16 protein-coding genes are annotated in these 17,435 nt (G+C 47.9%); 12 read left to right on the forward strand and 4 right to left on the reverse strand.

What is annotated here, in order from left to right:
* Positions 1–83 precede the first annotated feature (83 nt).
* From RTV33_RS12170 to RTV33_RS12185, 4 genes are all read right to left on the reverse strand, one after another.
* The gene (locus RTV33_RS12170) at positions 84–2,036 is read right to left on the reverse strand and encodes a TRAP transporter permease (RefSeq protein ID WP_312644609.1); all 1,953 of its coding nucleotides are present in this window, start codon (positions 2,034–2,036) and stop codon (positions 84–86) included.
* A gap of 147 nt (positions 2,037–2,183) precedes the next feature.
* The gene (locus tag RTV33_RS12175; protein ID WP_312644610.1) at positions 2,184–2,702 is read right to left on the reverse strand and encodes a DUF1850 domain-containing protein; all 519 of its coding nucleotides are present in this window, start codon (positions 2,700–2,702) and stop codon (positions 2,184–2,186) included.
* A 15-nt stretch (positions 2,703–2,717) separates the two neighbouring features.
* Positions 2,718–3,671, reverse strand: coding sequence for a TAXI family TRAP transporter solute-binding subunit (locus RTV33_RS12180; RefSeq protein ID WP_312644612.1), 954 nt, complete (start codon positions 3,669–3,671; stop codon positions 2,718–2,720).
* 246 nt (positions 3,672–3,917) lie between these two features.
* Entirely contained in the window at positions 3,918–5,597 is a 1,680-nt protein-coding gene (locus RTV33_RS12185; RefSeq protein WP_312644614.1) for an alpha-glucosidase, read from the reverse strand.
* A gap of 625 nt (positions 5,598–6,222) precedes the next feature.
* Here RTV33_RS12185 and RTV33_RS12190 point away from each other — a divergent pair.
* The 12 genes from RTV33_RS12190 (at position 6,223) to spoIIID (ending at position 17,313) form a co-directional block, all read left to right on the forward strand.
* Entirely contained in the window at positions 6,223–7,503 is a 1,281-nt protein-coding gene (locus RTV33_RS12190) for an L-serine ammonia-lyase, iron-sulfur-dependent, subunit alpha (protein ID WP_312644615.1), read from the forward strand.
* A 252-nt stretch (positions 7,504–7,755) separates the two neighbouring features.
* Entirely contained in the window at positions 7,756–8,937 is a 1,182-nt protein-coding gene (locus RTV33_RS12195; protein WP_312644617.1) for an ABC transporter substrate-binding protein, read from the forward strand.
* A gap of 220 nt (positions 8,938–9,157) precedes the next feature.
* Entirely contained in the window at positions 9,158–10,033 is an 876-nt protein-coding gene (locus tag RTV33_RS12200; protein ID WP_312644619.1) for a branched-chain amino acid ABC transporter permease, read from the forward strand.
* Positions 10,034–10,036: 3 nt separating this feature from the next.
* Positions 10,037–11,095, forward strand: coding sequence for a branched-chain amino acid ABC transporter permease (locus tag RTV33_RS12205; protein ID WP_312644620.1), 1,059 nt, complete (start codon positions 10,037–10,039; stop codon positions 11,093–11,095).
* A gap of 67 nt (positions 11,096–11,162) precedes the next feature.
* Positions 11,163–11,933 (forward strand): ABC transporter ATP-binding protein, encoded by a 771-nt coding sequence (locus tag RTV33_RS12210; RefSeq protein WP_312644622.1) that lies wholly within the window; start codon positions 11,163–11,165, stop codon positions 11,931–11,933.
* The gene (locus RTV33_RS12215; RefSeq protein ID WP_312644624.1) at positions 11,926–12,633 is read left to right on the forward strand and encodes an ABC transporter ATP-binding protein; all 708 of its coding nucleotides are present in this window, start codon (positions 11,926–11,928) and stop codon (positions 12,631–12,633) included. The genes RTV33_RS12210 and RTV33_RS12215 overlap by 8 nt, the downstream gene beginning before the upstream one ends.
* Positions 12,634–12,684: 51 nt before the next feature.
* A complete protein-coding gene (gene dhaK / locus RTV33_RS12220) occupies positions 12,685–13,674 on the forward strand; it encodes a dihydroxyacetone kinase subunit DhaK (protein ID WP_312644626.1) in 990 nt (329 codons plus the stop codon).
* Between the two features lie 13 nt (positions 13,675–13,687).
* The gene (dhaL, locus tag RTV33_RS12225) at positions 13,688–14,332 is read left to right on the forward strand and encodes a dihydroxyacetone kinase subunit DhaL (protein ID WP_312644628.1); all 645 of its coding nucleotides are present in this window, start codon (positions 13,688–13,690) and stop codon (positions 14,330–14,332) included.
* 41 nt (positions 14,333–14,373) lie between these two features.
* Positions 14,374–16,074: a sigma 54-interacting transcriptional regulator gene (locus tag RTV33_RS12230; RefSeq protein WP_312644630.1), complete on the forward strand. Its 1,701-nt coding sequence runs from the start codon at positions 14,374–14,376 to the stop codon at positions 16,072–16,074.
* 15 nt (positions 16,075–16,089) lie between these two features.
* Entirely contained in the window at positions 16,090–16,572 is a 483-nt protein-coding gene (locus RTV33_RS12235; protein ID WP_312644632.1) for an L-2-amino-thiazoline-4-carboxylic acid hydrolase, read from the forward strand.
* Between the two features lie 72 nt (positions 16,573–16,644).
* A complete protein-coding gene (locus RTV33_RS12240; RefSeq protein ID WP_312644634.1) occupies positions 16,645–16,797 on the forward strand; it encodes a hypothetical protein in 153 nt (50 codons plus the stop codon).
* A gap of 255 nt (positions 16,798–17,052) precedes the next feature.
* Positions 17,053–17,313, forward strand: coding sequence for a sporulation transcriptional regulator SpoIIID (spoIIID, locus tag RTV33_RS12245; protein ID WP_312644636.1), 261 nt, complete (start codon positions 17,053–17,055; stop codon positions 17,311–17,313).
* Positions 17,314–17,435: the final 122 nt, after the last annotated feature.

Consider the following 17,435-nt stretch of genomic DNA (forward strand, 5'->3'; position numbering starts at 1 on the left):
TTGCTTGAACAATTTTCTTATTAAATATTTGTCTAACTTTTTGGGGTCAGTTCACTTTTGCAGGTGGCTCCTTTAATGCAGTACTATGCCTGTGCTGTTTTTGGTTTGCGGTGCGTCACATACTGGAACGCCGCAACACCACCTACCAGACCAATGCCGCATACATCAGTAACCAGTCCGGGTATAATCAGCATTAAGCCGCCTACCAGCAGAAGGATACGCTCCCACCAGGCAGTCTTGCCCATCAGGTAGCCGGTCATACATGCGCTTACACCCAGCATACCAATCATGGAAGTGCAGATAATCTGAATCACCTCATACCAAACAGTATCGATTAAGATAAGTTCTGGGCTGAGTACAAAGATATACGGAATAATAAATGCCCCGATGGCAAGCTTGGTGGCGATGCAGCCTGTTTTAAAAGCATTGCCGCCCGAAATAGCAGAACCTGCGTATGCAGCCAGTGCAACCGGCGGGGTAATGTCGGCAAGAATGCCAAAGTAAAATGCAAACATGTGGGCAGCCAGTGCGGGTACGCCAAGCTTCATAATAATAGGCGCTGCAATTACCGAAGTAATCAGGTAGTTCGCAGTGGTAGGTACGCCCATGCCAAGCACGAGAGAGGTAATCATAGTAAAGAATAAAGTTGGCAGAATCAAACCGCCGGTGAGCGAGAACAGCCCCTCTCCAAGTTTCAGTCCAAGACCCGTAAGGGTAACCACACCCACGATTATTCCGGCGACGCCGCATGCGCAAGCTACGCCAATCGTGTTTTTAGCACCCGCCACCAACGCGGAGGCAACATCCTTAATGGGTACCCAGGTGGATTTTCTCAAAAACGGAACCACCACGGAAGCTGCAATACCGCCGAGTGCCGAGAAGGTGGGGGTTTTGCCCATAATCAGCAGAGCAATAATTGCAACCAGCGGCAGCAATAGATGCCCTTTATCGCGCAGCAGCGGCCAAATTTTCGGCAGCTTTTCACGCGGAACGCCCTTAAGCCCCAGTTTTTTCGCTTCAAGGTGAACCATAATCCAAATGCCCGAGAAGTAAAGGAGTGCAGGTATAACGGCTGCCTTTGCCACATCAAAGTAGTTTACGCCAACGGCTTCGGCAATAAGAAATGCAGCAGCGCCCATGATGGGGGGCATGATCTGCCCGCCGGTGGAGGCGGCAGCTTCAACAGCACCCGCGAACTCAGGAGAGTAGCCGAGCGATTTCATCAGCGGAATGGTGAACGAGCCGGTGGTTACCGTGTTGGAAACCGATGAACCCGAAACAGTACCCTGCAGGGCGCTGGTAAGCACGGCAACCTTCGCAGGTCCGCCTGCGGAGAAGCCCGCAATACCATTGGAAAGGTCGATAAAGAACTGCCCAATGCCGGTTTTCTCAAGAAAAGCGCCAAACAGAATAAACAAAAAGATAAAGGTTGCGCATAAGCCAATGGGCATACCCATAATACCCTCGGTGGTATAGAATAGATGAGAAATAATACGTGGAATACCGTAGCCGCGGTGGTTCATAAACCCGGGCATATACGGGCCAAAATAAGCGTAAAGAATAAACACCGATGCAATGACGACAATGGGCATACCTACAATGCGTCGGCAGGCCTCGAGTACCAGCAAAATGCCGATTGCGCCAACAATAAGGTCTAGAGTGGTGTATGCGCCCGAGCGTGACACCAAGCCCTTATAGTTGACAATGTAATAGCCGGCAACGCCTACAAATACAAGGCCAAGCACAAAATCCAGCGGATGCATCTTAGTTCTATCGCCTTTTGCGGTCGCGGGGTACAGCCAATAGCCCAGCAGTATTACAAAGCCCAGATGAACCATGCGCTGAAGCTGTGCGGGTAGTGTACCTAAAACTGCTGTGCTCAGCTGAAACAATGAGAACGCGACCAGCAGTACCGTTACAATAATATGCCACGCGCCTTCAAATCGGCGGTAAGCAGATTCTTTATCAATATCGGCCAAAAGGTCGTCGGGGTTAATTACAGGAGCAGTATTCTCCTTTTTCTTAGATCCAAACAAATCAATCACCCTTTTCGTTAATTTAAAGCAATTCCATTTGCAAAATAAAACTGCTTGCAGGCCCAAAGGGCACGCTGTAGCGGTATTGGCGCCAAAAAGCCGCTTTCACGGCAGTTGCCAATGCCTAAGTTTCCGGTTTGTTACCGGCTATAGTGGGCTACCTGCAAGGCGCAGCAGCCGCTGAACGGCACTGGCTCTGCGAATGGTAAATTGTACGGGCTTGCGCGGTGCAAGCTTGTACAGGGAAAGGACATGGTCCTCGTAGTAAAACATATGCTGCGATACAATCCCAGCGACATAATCAATTTGAGGCTGATAGTAATCGGGAAAATCGAGGATGATAAACTCATCATCTGAAGAGTAGGTTACTTCGGGCGGTACGATATCGAGCATACCCGCGCCGTAGCTTTCAAAATAGCCTTTATCTAAGGTAATGGTGAGCCTCTGCACATCTATTTTGTATACCTCACGTATCAGCCCTTTATTCACCGAATGGCGAAACTGCACCTCAAAGCTGTTTGAGTGTACAGGGTACTCGCCCAGCACCTTGCCCTGTGAAACCACCAGCAGGCTGGGGGGAAGCAACGGAAGAAACAGCAAAATTGAGAAAAGTAAAATGAAAAAAGTGGGCAGGAGAGTTCCCGCCCACTTAACAGAGTGTTTCATGGGTGCGCCTTTCGTTTAGGCAAGGCCCTTTTCTTTAAAGTATTTCATTGCTCCGGGGTGAATGGTGGTGGAGATACCGTCCATTGCGGTTTCCAAAGCAACTTCTTTTCCCTTTGCATGGGCTTCGCCCAATTCACCAAGGTTTTCAAACAGAGCCTTGGTCATGGTGTAAACAACGTCCTCGCTCAATTTTTCGCTTGCAATAAGGGTTGCCTTGATAGCAAGTGTTTTTGCAGGAGCGTCGGTCTTGTAAACGTCTGCGCCGATTTCGAATGCAGTATAGAACGGGTATTTCTCAATCATAGCTGCAAGCTTGTCGTCTTCAAAGCCGAGCAGTTTGATGGGCTGAGAAACCATCAGCTCCACAATTGCAGTGTTCGGAACGCCGGCAGATACAAAGAAAGCATCAATCTGCCCATCCTGGAAGGTACTGGCAGATTCTTTAAAAGAAAGATGCTGTGTTTTAATGTCATCAAAGGTCATACCGTACATTTCAAGAATTTGTTTTGCGTTTGCTTCAACGCCCGAGCCAACGTCGCCAACCGATACCTTCTTGCCTTTGAGGTCAGCAATCGAGTTAATGCCGCTGTCTTTACCGACTACAATTTGAACTACCTCGGGGTACAGGGTTGCAATTGCGGTAAGCCCGTTAATCTTTTCGGTAAACAGCTCCTTGCCGTTTACGGCGTAATCCAGCACGTCGTTTTGTACGATTGCAAGATCGGCGTCGCCGGAGGAGATAAGGCGAATGTTCTCGGTGGATGCACCGGAAGATGTAATGGTGATGTCAACATTTTCTGAGTGGCCGCTCATAACCTGACCGATTGCGCCGCCAAATGGGAAGTATGTACCCGATGTACCGCCGGTTGCCATAATAAACTTATGGACATTGCTCTTGGGGGCGCCGCAGCCTGCAAACATGGTAAGCACCAACGTCAAAACAAGTACAACGCTCAATACCTTTTTCATAGAAATCCTCCTCATTGTTATAATGGGTCCGTTCGGCAAAGGGCTACCGTGACCGTTGCCGGCAATAATGAATTTTCTCAACTTGTACTATTCATTATAACGTAAAAGAGATAGGCAGGCAAGCAAAATAGCAGCGAGATGTTAAGATTTTATAAATTATTTTGAATGGATGACAAATATATCCTGCAAAATTTGTTTATTATTGCAATAAAAAGTCGATCTCCGAAAGCTCCGGAGATCGACTTTTTATTTGTGCAGATAAACCCTTGCTTCGTAAGGATGCAAAGAAACCTGCTCGGTGCTTGACTTACAGGGGTAATTTGCAATCAGAAGCTGCTTTTCGTTGGTGGTAAACCGTTCGGGCAATGGATAGTTCACTTCGTATGCGGCAAAGCTGCAGATTACCAAAAGTTGTTGCTCACCCCGCGTGCGGGTGTAGACAAACAGTTCCTCGCTTTGGGGCAAAAGCAAATCGTAAGCACCGTAAACAATAATAGGGTATTGATGGCGCAGTTCAATCAGCTTTTGATAATAAGAGAAGATGGAATCAGGCACCCCCACCTGTGCAGCAGCATTAATTTGCGTATAGTTTTTATTTACCGCAAGCCATGGCTCGGCGGTGGAAAAACCGGCAAAAGCACTGTCGTCCCACTGCATAGGTGTGCGCGCATTGTCACGGCTGATGCGATTGATGTAGCGCAGCATAGCCTCGGGTGAAACACCTTGCTGTGTGGTCATTTCGTGGTATGCGTTGATCGCTTCGATATCGCGGCAATCATCCACCGAGCAAAACACCGTATTGGTCATGCCCAGCTCTTCCCCCTGATAGATATAAGGAGTACCCTGCTGCATGTGCAGGCAGGTGGCGAGCATCTTTGCCGATTGCGCCCAATACTCGCTGTCATTGCCAAAGCGCGACACTACGCGCGGTTGGTCATGGTTATTCCAGTAAAGGCTGTTCCAACCGCAGCCTTCCAGCCCCTTCTGCCACTTAGTGAGAACGCGTTTGAGGTCGGTTAGCCGAAAGCGCCTGTCCGTCCATTTGCTGCCGCCTGCTGCCTCCAGCCCCATGTGCTCAAACTGAAACACCATGTTCAGTTCATGCTCGTTCTCCCCGGTATAGAGCCGTGCGTCCTCTACGCTGACCGAGGGCGTCTCACCTACCGTCATAATGTCGTATTTTGAGAGTACGCGCGTGTTCATTTCTTTTAGATATTCATGCACGCGCGGACCGTTGACTGTATACGGAGATGCATCGCCGTACAGCGCACCATTCGTCTCACCGTTAGCAAAAGATTGGTCTTTTGAAATCATGTTGATAACGTCCATGCGGAATCCATCAATTCCCTTGTCAAGCCACCAAGTCATCATGCGGTAAATTTCGTCTCGTACGGTGCGGTTTTCCCAGTTAAGATCCGGCTGTTTCGGCGAAAACAGGTGCAGATAATACTGTCCTGTTGCTTCGTCGTACTTCCAAGCACTTCCACTGAATACTGAGCCCCAGTTGTTGGGCGGGCGGTCTTTGCCTCCGTCTGCGCCGTCTTTCCAAATATAGTAGTCGCGGTAAGAATTTTCTCTGCTTTTGCGGCTTTCAATAAACCAGCTATGCTCGTCTGAGGTGTGGTTTACCACAAGGTCGAGCACCAGCTTCAGCCCGCGGCTGTGCGCTTGTACCAGCAGCTCGTCAAAGTCCTGCAGAGTGCCGAACTCCCGCATAATTTCCTGGTAATTGCTGATGTCATAGCCGTTATCGTCATTCGGGGAGCTGTAAATCGGCGAAAGCCAAATTACATCAATGCCGAGTGTTTTAAGATAATCGAGTTTTGTAATAATACCCTGTAAATCACCCACGCCGTCGCCGTTTTTATCCATAAAGCTGCGGGGGTAAATTTGATAAACAACGCTTTCTTTCCACCAATTCTTCATGTTCCAGCTCCAATCTGCCGTTTTATATTGGCATATAGTCTCTTTAAAATATAAAAAAAGAATACAACAACTGCCTATAGCAAAAATAAAGGTATGAATCTTAGGTTATAGTATTGCCTTAACAACCTAAAATAGTCCAAGGTCATGCTGCCGTTTTATGTGCAGCATGCAATAATAAAAAGAACAAACAGTGCAGATTGCGCTGAATTTCTTCACCGAAGTATCAAATTGAGACAAATGAAAAATGACAAAGTCGCAAGAGAAAGTCCTGTTATATCTTAAAAAAGAGAGGTAAACAGGTTGATTTTTTTAAAGAAAGTGCTGTTTCGACTAGTTTTACATGGAATATCTATCCAAAATAACGAGACTTGGGCGAAATGGAAGCCTGCCTTTGAGTTTGAGGGGGATGGATTAACTTGTATCATAATGATACGAAATTTGGGATGCAATGCCTTTCTCATCGAAATTTGTGAGAATTATGCACAATAACACACGATTTTAATTGATTTTTTATGAGAAAAAACAAATCGTGGCGAGAAATATGTTGAATTTTAGTTTTTAACGAATATACTGAGATTAGACCAAGAAATTGCAGTATCAAAATGAGACAACGGAGGTCAGAGTAATGTCCTTGAGCAAAGAGAAGTACCTAAACTACGTGAGCATTTTAAAAGAAGAACTGATTCCGGCATTGGGCTGTACCGAACCCATTGCGATTGCATATGCAGCGGCGAAGGCTCGCAATGTTCTCGGCGTAATGCCCGACAGAATTGTTGCAGAGTGCAGCGGCAACATTATTAAAAATGTTAAAGGCGTTATCGTACCCACCACCAAAGATTTGCGCGGCATTGAGGCTGCAGCGATCATCGGTGCGGTAGGCGGCGACCCTGCCAAAGAGCTTGAGGTGCTTACCGGAGTTACACAGGAGCATCTGGCCCAGGCCAAGGCACTGATTCAAAAGGGAATTTGTGAAGAAAAAATTCTTGAAACACCCGCTAAACTGCACATTATCATTCGTATGTTCCATGGAGATAACAGCTCGATGGTAGAAATCATCCACACACATACGGGCATTGTACGCATTGAGAAAAATGATGAAGTTCTGCTCGACGTCCCCCACAGCCAGGAGGAGAACTTTGATGGGCAGACCGACCGCAGTTGTCTCAATGTGGAAGACATTGTTGAGTTTGCAAACACAGTCAATGTAGACGACATCAGAGAAGTGTTGGCAAAACAAGTGGAGTACAATACCGCAATCTCCAACGAAGGGCTGCACAAAATTTACGGTGCAAACATCGGCATCACCCTGCTCAGTACTTACGGTGACGACGTGAAGATTCGTGCGAAAGCGGCTGCTGCTGCTGGCTCTGATGCCCGCATGGGCGGCTGCGAGATGCCGGTTGTCATCAACTCAGGCAGCGGAAATCAAGGCATGACCGTATCGCTGCCGGTAATTGAGTATGCTAAAGAGCTTTCGGTAACAACAGACAGACTCTACCGCGCGCTGTGTGTCAGCAACCTAATCGCCATCCATCAGAAAACAAAAATTGGCAGATTGTCTGCTTACTGCGGTGCAGTCAGTGCCGCAACGGGTGCAGGTGCTGCTATCACCTACCTGTATGGCGGCGGAGTCAAAGAAATTTCTCAAACCATTACCAGCACACTTGCCAATGTATCCGGTATTGTTTGCGACGGGGCAAAGCCCTCTTGTGCCGCAAAAATCGCATCCAGTGTAGACGCGGCGCTGCTTGCTTGCTATATGACAATGCAGAGCAGAGGCTTCAACTCGGGTGAGGGCATTGTAAAAGACGGCGTTGAAGAAACCATCGACAGTGTCTCGAGGCTGGCCAAAGACGGCATGCAGGTAACCGACGAAGAGATACTGAAAATTATGATCAACGGGTAATTTGGTGTTGACAAGAGCATAAGCCGGGGATATAATTCATAACATACTAATTAGATAGGAAATATAGGTTATAGAATTCTGTTTTCCTGCAACCACTGCATTTCAATTTTATCTGTTCACGGGTAACGCACCACTCAGTTCACGCGCAGCCCGTTGAAAAGAGCCTTAAGAAAAAAACCATCCAAAATCAGAAAGGAGTAGGTTGCTCAACAATTGTTACGGAAACCCGTACATAGAGCAATCGAGAGCATTATGAAGAGAGCATTGAGCATTATTTTGGCAGTCGCTATGATGGCATCTATGCTGACAGGCTGCGGCGGCGCAGCGAAATCTTCCTCTGGAGCAGATTCCAAACCGGCAGCAGGCGACGGCACAGCACCGGCAACAGATGGTGTTATTAAAATTGCGGTAGCAGGCCCGATGACCGGCGACAACGCAGAATACGGCAAAGGCTTCCTCAATGCTGCTGAAATGAAAGCGGCTGAGTGGAACGAGCAAGGCGGTGTTCTGGGCAAAAAAATTGAGATTGTCGCTTATGACGACAAGAACTCCGGTGAGGAAGCTGCTTCCATCGCACAGAAAATCGTCAGCGACAAAGATATTGTAGGCGTTATCGGTCACTTTGCTTCCGGCGTTTGCATGGTTGCTGCACCCACCTACGAAGAAAACAAGATGATTGAGATTTCCCCGTCTGCTTCTCACCCCGATTACTCCGGTATTGGCGACTACATCTTCCGTAACAACACCGTTATCAGTGTTGAGGCAGCTGCTGGTCTGGATATCGCAGTGAATGATCTGGGCAAAAAGAACATCGGTATCATCTCCATCAAAACCGACTGGGGTACCTCCACTTCCGCTGTTGTAAAAGGTCTGCTCGAAGAGAAGGCTGCTGATGGCGTAAAGCTGGTTGCACACGAAGAGGTTATGGAAGGCTCCGACGATTACAGCCCTGCTATCACCAAGCTGAAAGCTGCAGGTGCAGACGCTGTTATCTGTGTTGGTATGTACAGCCTTGTTGCTCCTGTTGCCAAACAGTACAAACAGGTTGACCCCGCTATTGAGATTATCGGTTTCTCCAACTCCTACAGCCAGCAGCTTCTTGAGCTCGGCGGCGCAGCTGTTGAAGGCGTACGCTTCCCGGTTATCTTCTTCTCCGGCTCCGAAGACCCAATGATTAAAGATTATGTTGCAAAATTCAAAGAAGAGTACGGCTCTGCCCCCAGCGCACTTACCTCTCAGGCATACGACTCTGTTGGTATGCTGCTTGAGGCTGTAAAAGCTGCCGGCACAACCGAGCGCGACAAAGTAAGAGATGCACTGCAGAACATTGATTATGCCGGCGTTACCGGTCAGACCAAGTTTAACGAAATCGGCGATGTTCAGAAGGCATTTGTTAAGGTTACTGTAAAAGACGGCGAGTTTGTTCAGCTGTAATAGCAAAAACAAGCGCGATCCGGTAAACATTTGGGAGAAATCTTAAGGCGTTATTGGAGACCCCCGGAGGGGTTTTCTCTCCGGGGGAGTTCTATTTTCACAGGCTGCTGCGGCGGTGAACAAAAACGGAAACAGATTATGCGCAATGATTTGATGCGCAGTTGAAAGTAAAGGGAAGGAGTAATGTTGTCGGGATCTTTCCCCGCCAACCGTAACAGAAATGATTATACAACAATTATTCAACGGTTTGGCACTAGGTATGGCATACGCGCTCATTGCGGTTGGCTATTCTCTGGTGTTTGGTATCCTTAGACTGATTAATTTCTCGCATGGTTCCATTTATGCCTTTGGCGCTCATATGGCACTATTGTTTGTCAGCATGAACTTTGGTATTATTCCCGCTATCGCGCTGAGTATTGTTTTTACAGGCGCGCTGGGTGTAGTAATTGACAAAACCGCACTTGAACCCCTCAGAAAGAAAAATTCGATTCCCATTGCATCGCTGATTACCACCATTGGTGTATCAAATATTATTCAAAACCTGCTGATGATCTTCTTTGGCAGTGAGAAAAAAGCGTTCCCTGGGTTTTTTGACTTTGGCATGGTGAACGTTGGCAGCGCGCAGATTAACTCCACACAAATTGTAATGTGCGTGGTTTCGCTCGTTCTGCTGGTATTCCTCACCGTTATCATTAATAAAACCAAAATCGGTCTCGCTATGCGTGCAACCGAACAGAATGCAAAAGCAGCCAGCCTGATGGGCATCAATGTAAACTTTGTTATTTCGTTTACATTCTTCCTTGGCGGTGCATCCGCCGCAATCGCAGGTTCGCTTATCAGCGGTTACTATCAGATCATTTACCCGACCATGGGCTTTATGGTAGGCCTCAAGGCCTTTGCCGCAGCAGTGCTCGGCGGTATCGGCGTTCTTTACGGATCGGTTATCGGCGGACTGGTGGTTAGTGTATCCAAGAGCTTCGCGGCTACCTTCCTCGGCTCTACCTACCGCGACTCTGTAGCGTTTATTATCCTCATTATTGTACTGATCGTGAAGCCTACTGGCCTGTTCGGTAAGAAAGGTATTACGAAGGTGTAGAATATGAGTAAAATGAAAACAACACAAGCAACCGCAACCAACAAAAAAAGCCTCATCTTCGAGATGGAAAAATTCATTGAAAAGTATAAGCTGCCCATTGCTGTCATCTCTGCCGCTGTGCTGATCGTACTTCCACTGCTGGGGCTGGGCCAGTACATTATGCGTATTCTTATCATGATCGGCATCTACTCGATGCTGGGCTTGGGCCTTAACATACTCACCGGCTACACCGGCCAGGTTTCGCTGGGGCATGCGGGCTTCTACGCAATTGGCGCTTACGGCTCCGCACTGCTCTCACTCAAGTTTGGGCTTAGCTTTGTACCCGCAGCTTTGCTGGGTGCTGCGCTTGCCGCACTTTGCGGCCTGCTGCTGGGGCTGCCCACACTGCGCCTCAAAGGCACTTACCTTTCAATTGTAACCCTCGGTTTCGGTGAAATTGTAAAAATGGTGCTGATGAACTGGGACAAGGTTACCAACGGCACACTGGGCCTTAAAAATATCCCCCGCCCCTCGCTGTTCGGCTTTGAGCTAACCCTTGCCAACCACGGTATCTATTACCTCATGCTTGCGCTTGTGGCACTGGTTACTTTGGCATGTATCGTCATTATTCGCTCCAAAATCGGCAGAGCATTTATGTCGATCAAAGAGGATGAGCTGGCGGCGACCATGATGGGCATTAAAACCACCCGCTACAAGGTTTTGGCATTCGTTATCTCCGCATTCATCACCGGTATCGCGGGCGCGTTCTACGCCTCTATGATCGGCTTCATCGACCCCAACTCCTTCACGTTCGACACCTCCACGCTGATTATCAGCATCGTTATTCTCGGCGGTATGGGTACCATCCGCGGTATGTTCCTTGGCTCTGCAATTTTGATTTCGTTTCCCGAGGTTTCACGCTTCCTCATGGATTACCGCTTCGTGGTTTATGGCCTCATCCTGATTTTAATGATGAGATTCCGCCCCCAGGGTATGCTGGGCTGGCAGTCGCAGATGCCCTATAAATTCCCGAAACTTGCCCGCAAGGCAATGAACCCCGACAAAAAAGAGGCTAAGGCATAATATCAACGGAAAAAGATAGAAAGGAGAAGCTGCCAGATTATTTGCATCTGACAGCGACCAAAACGAAATGGCATATTTACAGGTTAATGGTATAACCAAACAGTTTGGTGGACTCCTCGCCGTTGATTCCGTCAGCTTCGAGGTAAACAAGGGCGAAATCATCAGCGTAATCGGCCCTAACGGTGCCGGCAAAACCACTGTATTTAACATGCTCACCGGCGTATATCAAATTGATCAAGGTGAGATTATCTTTGATGGCAAGCCCATCCACAACAAAACCCCGCAGGAGATTGTAGATGCAGGTATCTCCAGAACCTTCCAGAACATCCGCCTGTTCCCCAATTTGCGCGTGATTGAGAACGTACTGGTTGGTACACATATTCGTACCAAATACAATTTCTTCGACGCATTTTTGCGCACCAAGCGCTACCAAGAGGAAGAAGCCGAAAAGACACTGCGCGCAGTTGAAATTTTACGTTCCATTGGTTTGGAAAGCAAGATGCACGATTACGCACAGAACCTACCCTACGGCGAGCAGAGGAAGCTGGAGATTGCACGAGCAATTGCTACCGATGCAAAAATCATTCTGCTCGACGAGCCCGCAGCGGGCATGAACCCTCAGGAATCGGAGGAGCTGCTCCGCTTTATCCGCGAGCTGCGCGACAAAGGCTATACCATTATTTTGATTGAGCACGATATGAGCGTGGTTATGAACATTTCTGACCGCATCTACGTGATTGACCACGGCAAAAAGATTGCGCAGGGTCTGCCATCTGAGATTGCCAACAACCAGAATGTAATTGAGGCTTACCTTGGAGGTGTGAAGAAAGATGCTTAGTATCAAAGATTTAAACACTTACTACGGCAACATTCACGCCCTAAAGGGCATCAATATGGAAATTGAGCAGGGTGAAATCGTTTCCCTCATCGGCAGCAACGGTGCGGGCAAAACAACAACCCTTGGTTCCATTGCGGGTCTTATTCCGTCACGTTCGGGCTCTGTCACCTTTAAAGGGCAGAACATCACCAATATTCCCGCACACAACATTGTAAAACTGGGCATCAGCCTTTCACCCGAAGGACGCGAGGTGTTCCCTGCACTTTCAGTGCAAGAAAACCTGCGCCTCGGAGCTTACATCAAAACCGATAAGGTAAAGATAAAAGAAACGTTCGAGCGTGTTTACGACCTGTTTCCCCGCCTCAAAGAGCGAATCAACCAGTCGGCGGGTACTCTGTCGGGCGGTGAGCAGCAGATGCTTGCCATTGGACGTGCGCTGATGTGTGAACCCGAGCTGCTGCTGCTGGACGAGCCGTCTCTGGGCCTTGCCCCTAACTTGGTGCTGATGATTTTTGAGCTGATTGAATCGATCAACAAGCAGGGCACTACCATCCTGCTCATTGAGCAGAATGCGAATATGGCGCTTTCTATCTCGCACAGAGCCTACGTACTTGAAACCGGCCACATCTCCATGTGCGGCAAGGCGTGCGATTTGGCAAACGACCCCAGAGTGAAAAAGGCTTATCTTGGTCAGATGTAATTTCTGTACCATTCTTAAAGTTGACGTACAAAAATATATGGAGGTAAAGACATGAAAAAGATTATCAACCATCCAAATCATGTGGTTTCCGAGCTGCTGGCAGGTATGGCAAAGGCTCACCCCGAGCTGATATACACCGAAAAGCTGGAGGTTATCTCCAGAAAAGACAAGAGCAAAAAGAAAGTAGGCGTAGTGTCGGGCGGCGGCTCCGGTCATGAGCCCGCACATGCAGGCTATGTTGGCACCGGTATGCTGGATGCTGCTGTTGCAGGCAACGTGTTCTCCTCCCCCAGCCCCGACCGTATCATTAAGGGCATTGAGGAAGCAAACACCGGCGAGGGCGTGCTTCTTGTCATCAAAAACTACTCGGGCGATATCATGAACTTCGGCATGGCAAAAGAAATGGCTGAAATGGACGATATTCGTGTGGAAAGCGTTGTGGTAAAAGACGACGTAGCAGTGCCCGACAGCACCTACTCTACCGGCCGCCGCGGCATTGCAGGCACCGTGTTTGTACATAAAATTGCAGGTGCAAAAGCAGAAACCGGCGCAAACCTCGATGAGGTAAAAGCAGCGGCAGAGAAAGCCATTGCAAACATCCGCAGCATGGGTATGGCAATGACCTCATGCACCCTGCCGGCAGTTGGCAAACCGGGCTTTGTGCTTGGCGACGAAGAAGTTGAAATTGGTATGGGTATTCATGGTGAGCCGGGTGTTGAGAGAACCGGTGTCAAAACAGCAGCAGAGTTTGCACAGATTCTGCTTGACAAAATCCTTGCAGATTACGACTACAGCGGCTCTGAGGTTGCGCTGATGGTAAACGGATTGGGCGCAACACCTTTGATGGAGCTTTACATCCTCAACAACGAGGTAGAAAAAATTCTCACCGAGAAGGGCATTAAAATTCACAGAACCTTTGTCGGAAACTATATGACAGCGCTTGAAATGTCCGGCTGCTCGCTGACCCTGATGAAGCTGGATGATGAGCTGAAAGAACTGCTGGATGCTCCCTGCGACACACCTGCGCTGAAAATAATCTAGGAGGATTTTTAAAATGGGCTTTCAATTAACCAGCAAAGACTATACCGAATATATCAAACTGGCATATGCCAAAATCCACGAGAACGGTGATTATGTAACCGCTCTTGATTCTGCAACCGGCGACGGCGACCACTGGTCGAACATCAATATGGGCTTTGAGAGCCTGGTTGAGGCAATCCCCGAGCTTGAGGCTATGAATGTGTTTGATGCATTCAAAAAAATCGGCATGATTATGATGTCGGTCATTGGCGGAAGCGGCGGTGTGCTGTACGGCAGTGCCTATATGGAAGCTGCAAAAACCCTTAAGGGCAAAGATGTAATTGAGAATCAGGATATGTGCGATGTTCTGGAAGCAATGCTAAACGGCGTTATGGCCAGAGGAAACGCAAAACCCGGCTTTAAAACCATGATCGATGCCCTGCACCCCGCGGTGGAATGCTATAAGGACTGCATTGCAAAAGGGATTTCTGAGAAAGAAACCCTTGAACTTGTGAAAAAAGCGGCACTTGATGGCGCACAGAGCACAGCGGATATGGAAGCGGTACGCGGCAGAGCCTGCTACCAGGCAAACAAGGGCGTAGGCCACCTCGACCCGGGTGCAGTCACTATGTCCTACCAGATTGAAATTCTAATGGATTACATTGCGACCAAGCTGTAATTGTATTTGAGCAGAGCAGACAGAACAGGAGGCTACCCCGAATGTTATTAGCTGAAATGAAGGATGTCGCCACAAAATTTGCGGATGTTATATCAAAGGTGCTGGACGTAGATGTTTTGATTGTAGACAGCAATCTCAAAACCGTCGGCAATACCTACCGCTATTTTGATAAGTTTACGCTGATTCGCCGAATCTCTGTGATTGGGCAGGTGATTACAACAGGTGAGGTGGTTGCGATAGACGACCGTACCAACCACAATGCTTGTAAGGAATGCCCCGATTACAAGGAATGCGAGATGAGCGGGTTTATCGGTGTCCCCATTTTCTACAACAGCACGGTGGTGGGCGCAATTGCTTTGGTTCTGCCCAAATCAAAAATACCGCAGATTTTTAAAGACGTGCGCAACTCCGTCGAGTTTTTGGAGCGCATGGCAGATTTGCTTTCAAGCAAGCTTCAAAACGGCGATGATTACAATAATTTAAATGTGATCAAGCGTGAGCGTGAAGTGATGATGGATTCGATTGAAGACGCAATGGTGTCGATGGATGATATCGGGTACATTACCTACTACAACAAACGCTTTGAGCAGTATTTTGGAATTAAAGAAAGCTGCATCGGTAAATTTATTAAGGATATTGTCTGCCATCGTTTTATTAACGAATTTTTGTCGAATTATACGGAATTTTCGGGACGCCTCATGTACTTCGAGCAGGATGACCACACCTTTTATGGGTTTCTCTCCTGCCGAAACATCAAGATTAACGAAAGCCGCACCGGTATGCTGTTTACCTTTAAATCCATCGGGCATGTCAATGCCGAGCTGGCGGATATTGGATGCAACAATACGCAAACCACCTTTGCTTGGGCAGAAAACGGCCTGATGGCACCGCACATTGTAGAAAAGGCCAAGCGACTTTCCATTACCAATAAATCTGTACTCATCTACGGCGAGTGCGGTACCGGCAAAGAGATGCTGGCAGAGGCGATACACAACTTCTCCAACCGTTCGGGCAACAGCTTTATTACAGTGCGCTGTGATGGCAGCTACCGCGATTTGATGGAAACCGCTATTTTTGGTACCGATCAATTTAACCGTGCGTTTTCGGGGCTGGGCAAACTACAGCTTGCCCACAAGGGTACCATTTACATCAGCGAGATTGACCGCCTCCCCTATTATTTGCAAAAAAGGCTCGCCGATTTCTTGAAGACCCGTACAATTCGCCAAGCGGGCATGCGCGATGTACAGATGGATGTGCGGTTCATAGCCTCCTCCGGCAAGGATTTGGAAAAGCTGGTGCAGGACGGGTACTTTGACGATGAGCTTTACTACCGCATCTCCGAAAACAGCATTAAAATTCCCTCTCTGCGCGACGACAAAAAGGCCATCAGTCGGTTGATTTCAGGCGGCATCCGGTTTTATCAGGAGAAATACAACAAACCCGATTTGCTGTTTGACCCTGCCGCCATTCGGCTGCTGGAGGATTATCACTGGCCCGGCAACCGCCAAGAGCTGGAGGAAACCCTCGATTATCTTGTACGCCATGGTAATCACACGGTAACAAACCATGATTTAGCCCAGATTCAACTGATAGCACCGGAGAGCGTTGCCACGATTCAAGATATGGAAAAGGAGCGCATTGCTGCGCTGCTGCTGTCAAATAAAAATAAAGATGAGGTTGCACGCATGCTGGGTATCAGCCGTGCTACCCTTTACCGCAAAATCAAAACATATAATATATAAAAGGAGTACATCATTATGATTACAAACAATGCATCGGACAGAGGCGAGCACATTAAAGATTTGAGAGACGCCATTGAGCACAGAGCAACATGGTTCTACTTCATGGTAGAAGAGGCTATGAAACGTGGTTTAGACTATGATTTTGCCAGAGATGCAATCACAGGCTGCGGATGCTTCCATGGCAACAACAAATACACCAAAACCGACGATTTGAAGGTATTTGGCTCTGAGTTTATCAGTGAGAACGTGAAGAACATCTTCGAGATGGACGTTGATTGCACCGACGATCAGCTCACCATCGATTTCCACTATTGCCCGCTGGTATCTGCGTGGAAAAAGCTCACCGATGATGAAGAGAAAATTGCTATGCTGTGCGACATTGCTATGGACGGCGACCGCGGAATTGCAAGCACCTTTGATGCATTTGAGTTCCACTTAGGTAAAACCATTGCGAAAGGCGATGACATCTGCGAAGTTCGTTTTAACAAAGTGAAATAACGACAAACCCCGTACAGGTTGAAAATACCCCCACAGCCGGCTTGCTATCCGTCGGTTGCGGGGGTATTTTGCATGCAGTTTTATCCACGCCCACGCACGGCGGGCGCGTTCTGCGGTGCCCATAATGTACTGCTGAACATTTTGCTCCAAGCTGTCACTTTCACGAATATGCGCAATGTACACGAGGCAGCCTTCCCCATTCTTTTATTAAGAACGAGTTACTAAAAACTAAACAACAATACAAACAAGAAAATGCAAGATTTTACATAATTATGTAAAACTATAATAATTTGAGTATATCATCCTCAAACAAACGAATCTATATGCATTGAAAGCACAAAAAAGAATTTAGCAATTGATCTATTTTATTCGGGTGTCAATTTCTGGTGATGCTTACAGAATATCCGCCCCGGATACACATACATGCCACTGCCCCCGCATATAAATGAGGTAAACACGTAACGCGGGGAGGAACACGCTTTGAAGGGATTGCCGGAGGAACGAGCAATTACGCTCGGTACCTATATCATCGAGCATGGCGCGACAGTGCGCAGCACCGCCAAGGAATTTCACATTAGCAAAAGCACGGTGCACAAGGACGTGTCTGAAAGACTGCAAAAGCTAAATCCGGAATTATATAACAAAGTAAAACAGGTGCTGGACGTTAATAAGCAGGAACGGCATATTCGTGGCGGTATGGCCACCAAAAATAAATATGCAAAACAAGCAAAGAACGGTTAAAGCATAGCTTTAACCGTTCTTTGGCAAGTGGTGCGTGGACAAAACCTGCGCGCCTGCAGAAAACCGAATCGTATTCTTTTGCAGGCAAAGCCTGCTGCCCCTGAACCGCCCGACAAGATACT

Source organism: Hydrogenoanaerobacterium sp., from assembly GCF_032017025.1.
In the GTDB taxonomy this organism is placed as follows: domain Bacteria; phylum Bacillota; class Clostridia; order Oscillospirales; family Ruminococcaceae; genus Hydrogenoanaerobacterium.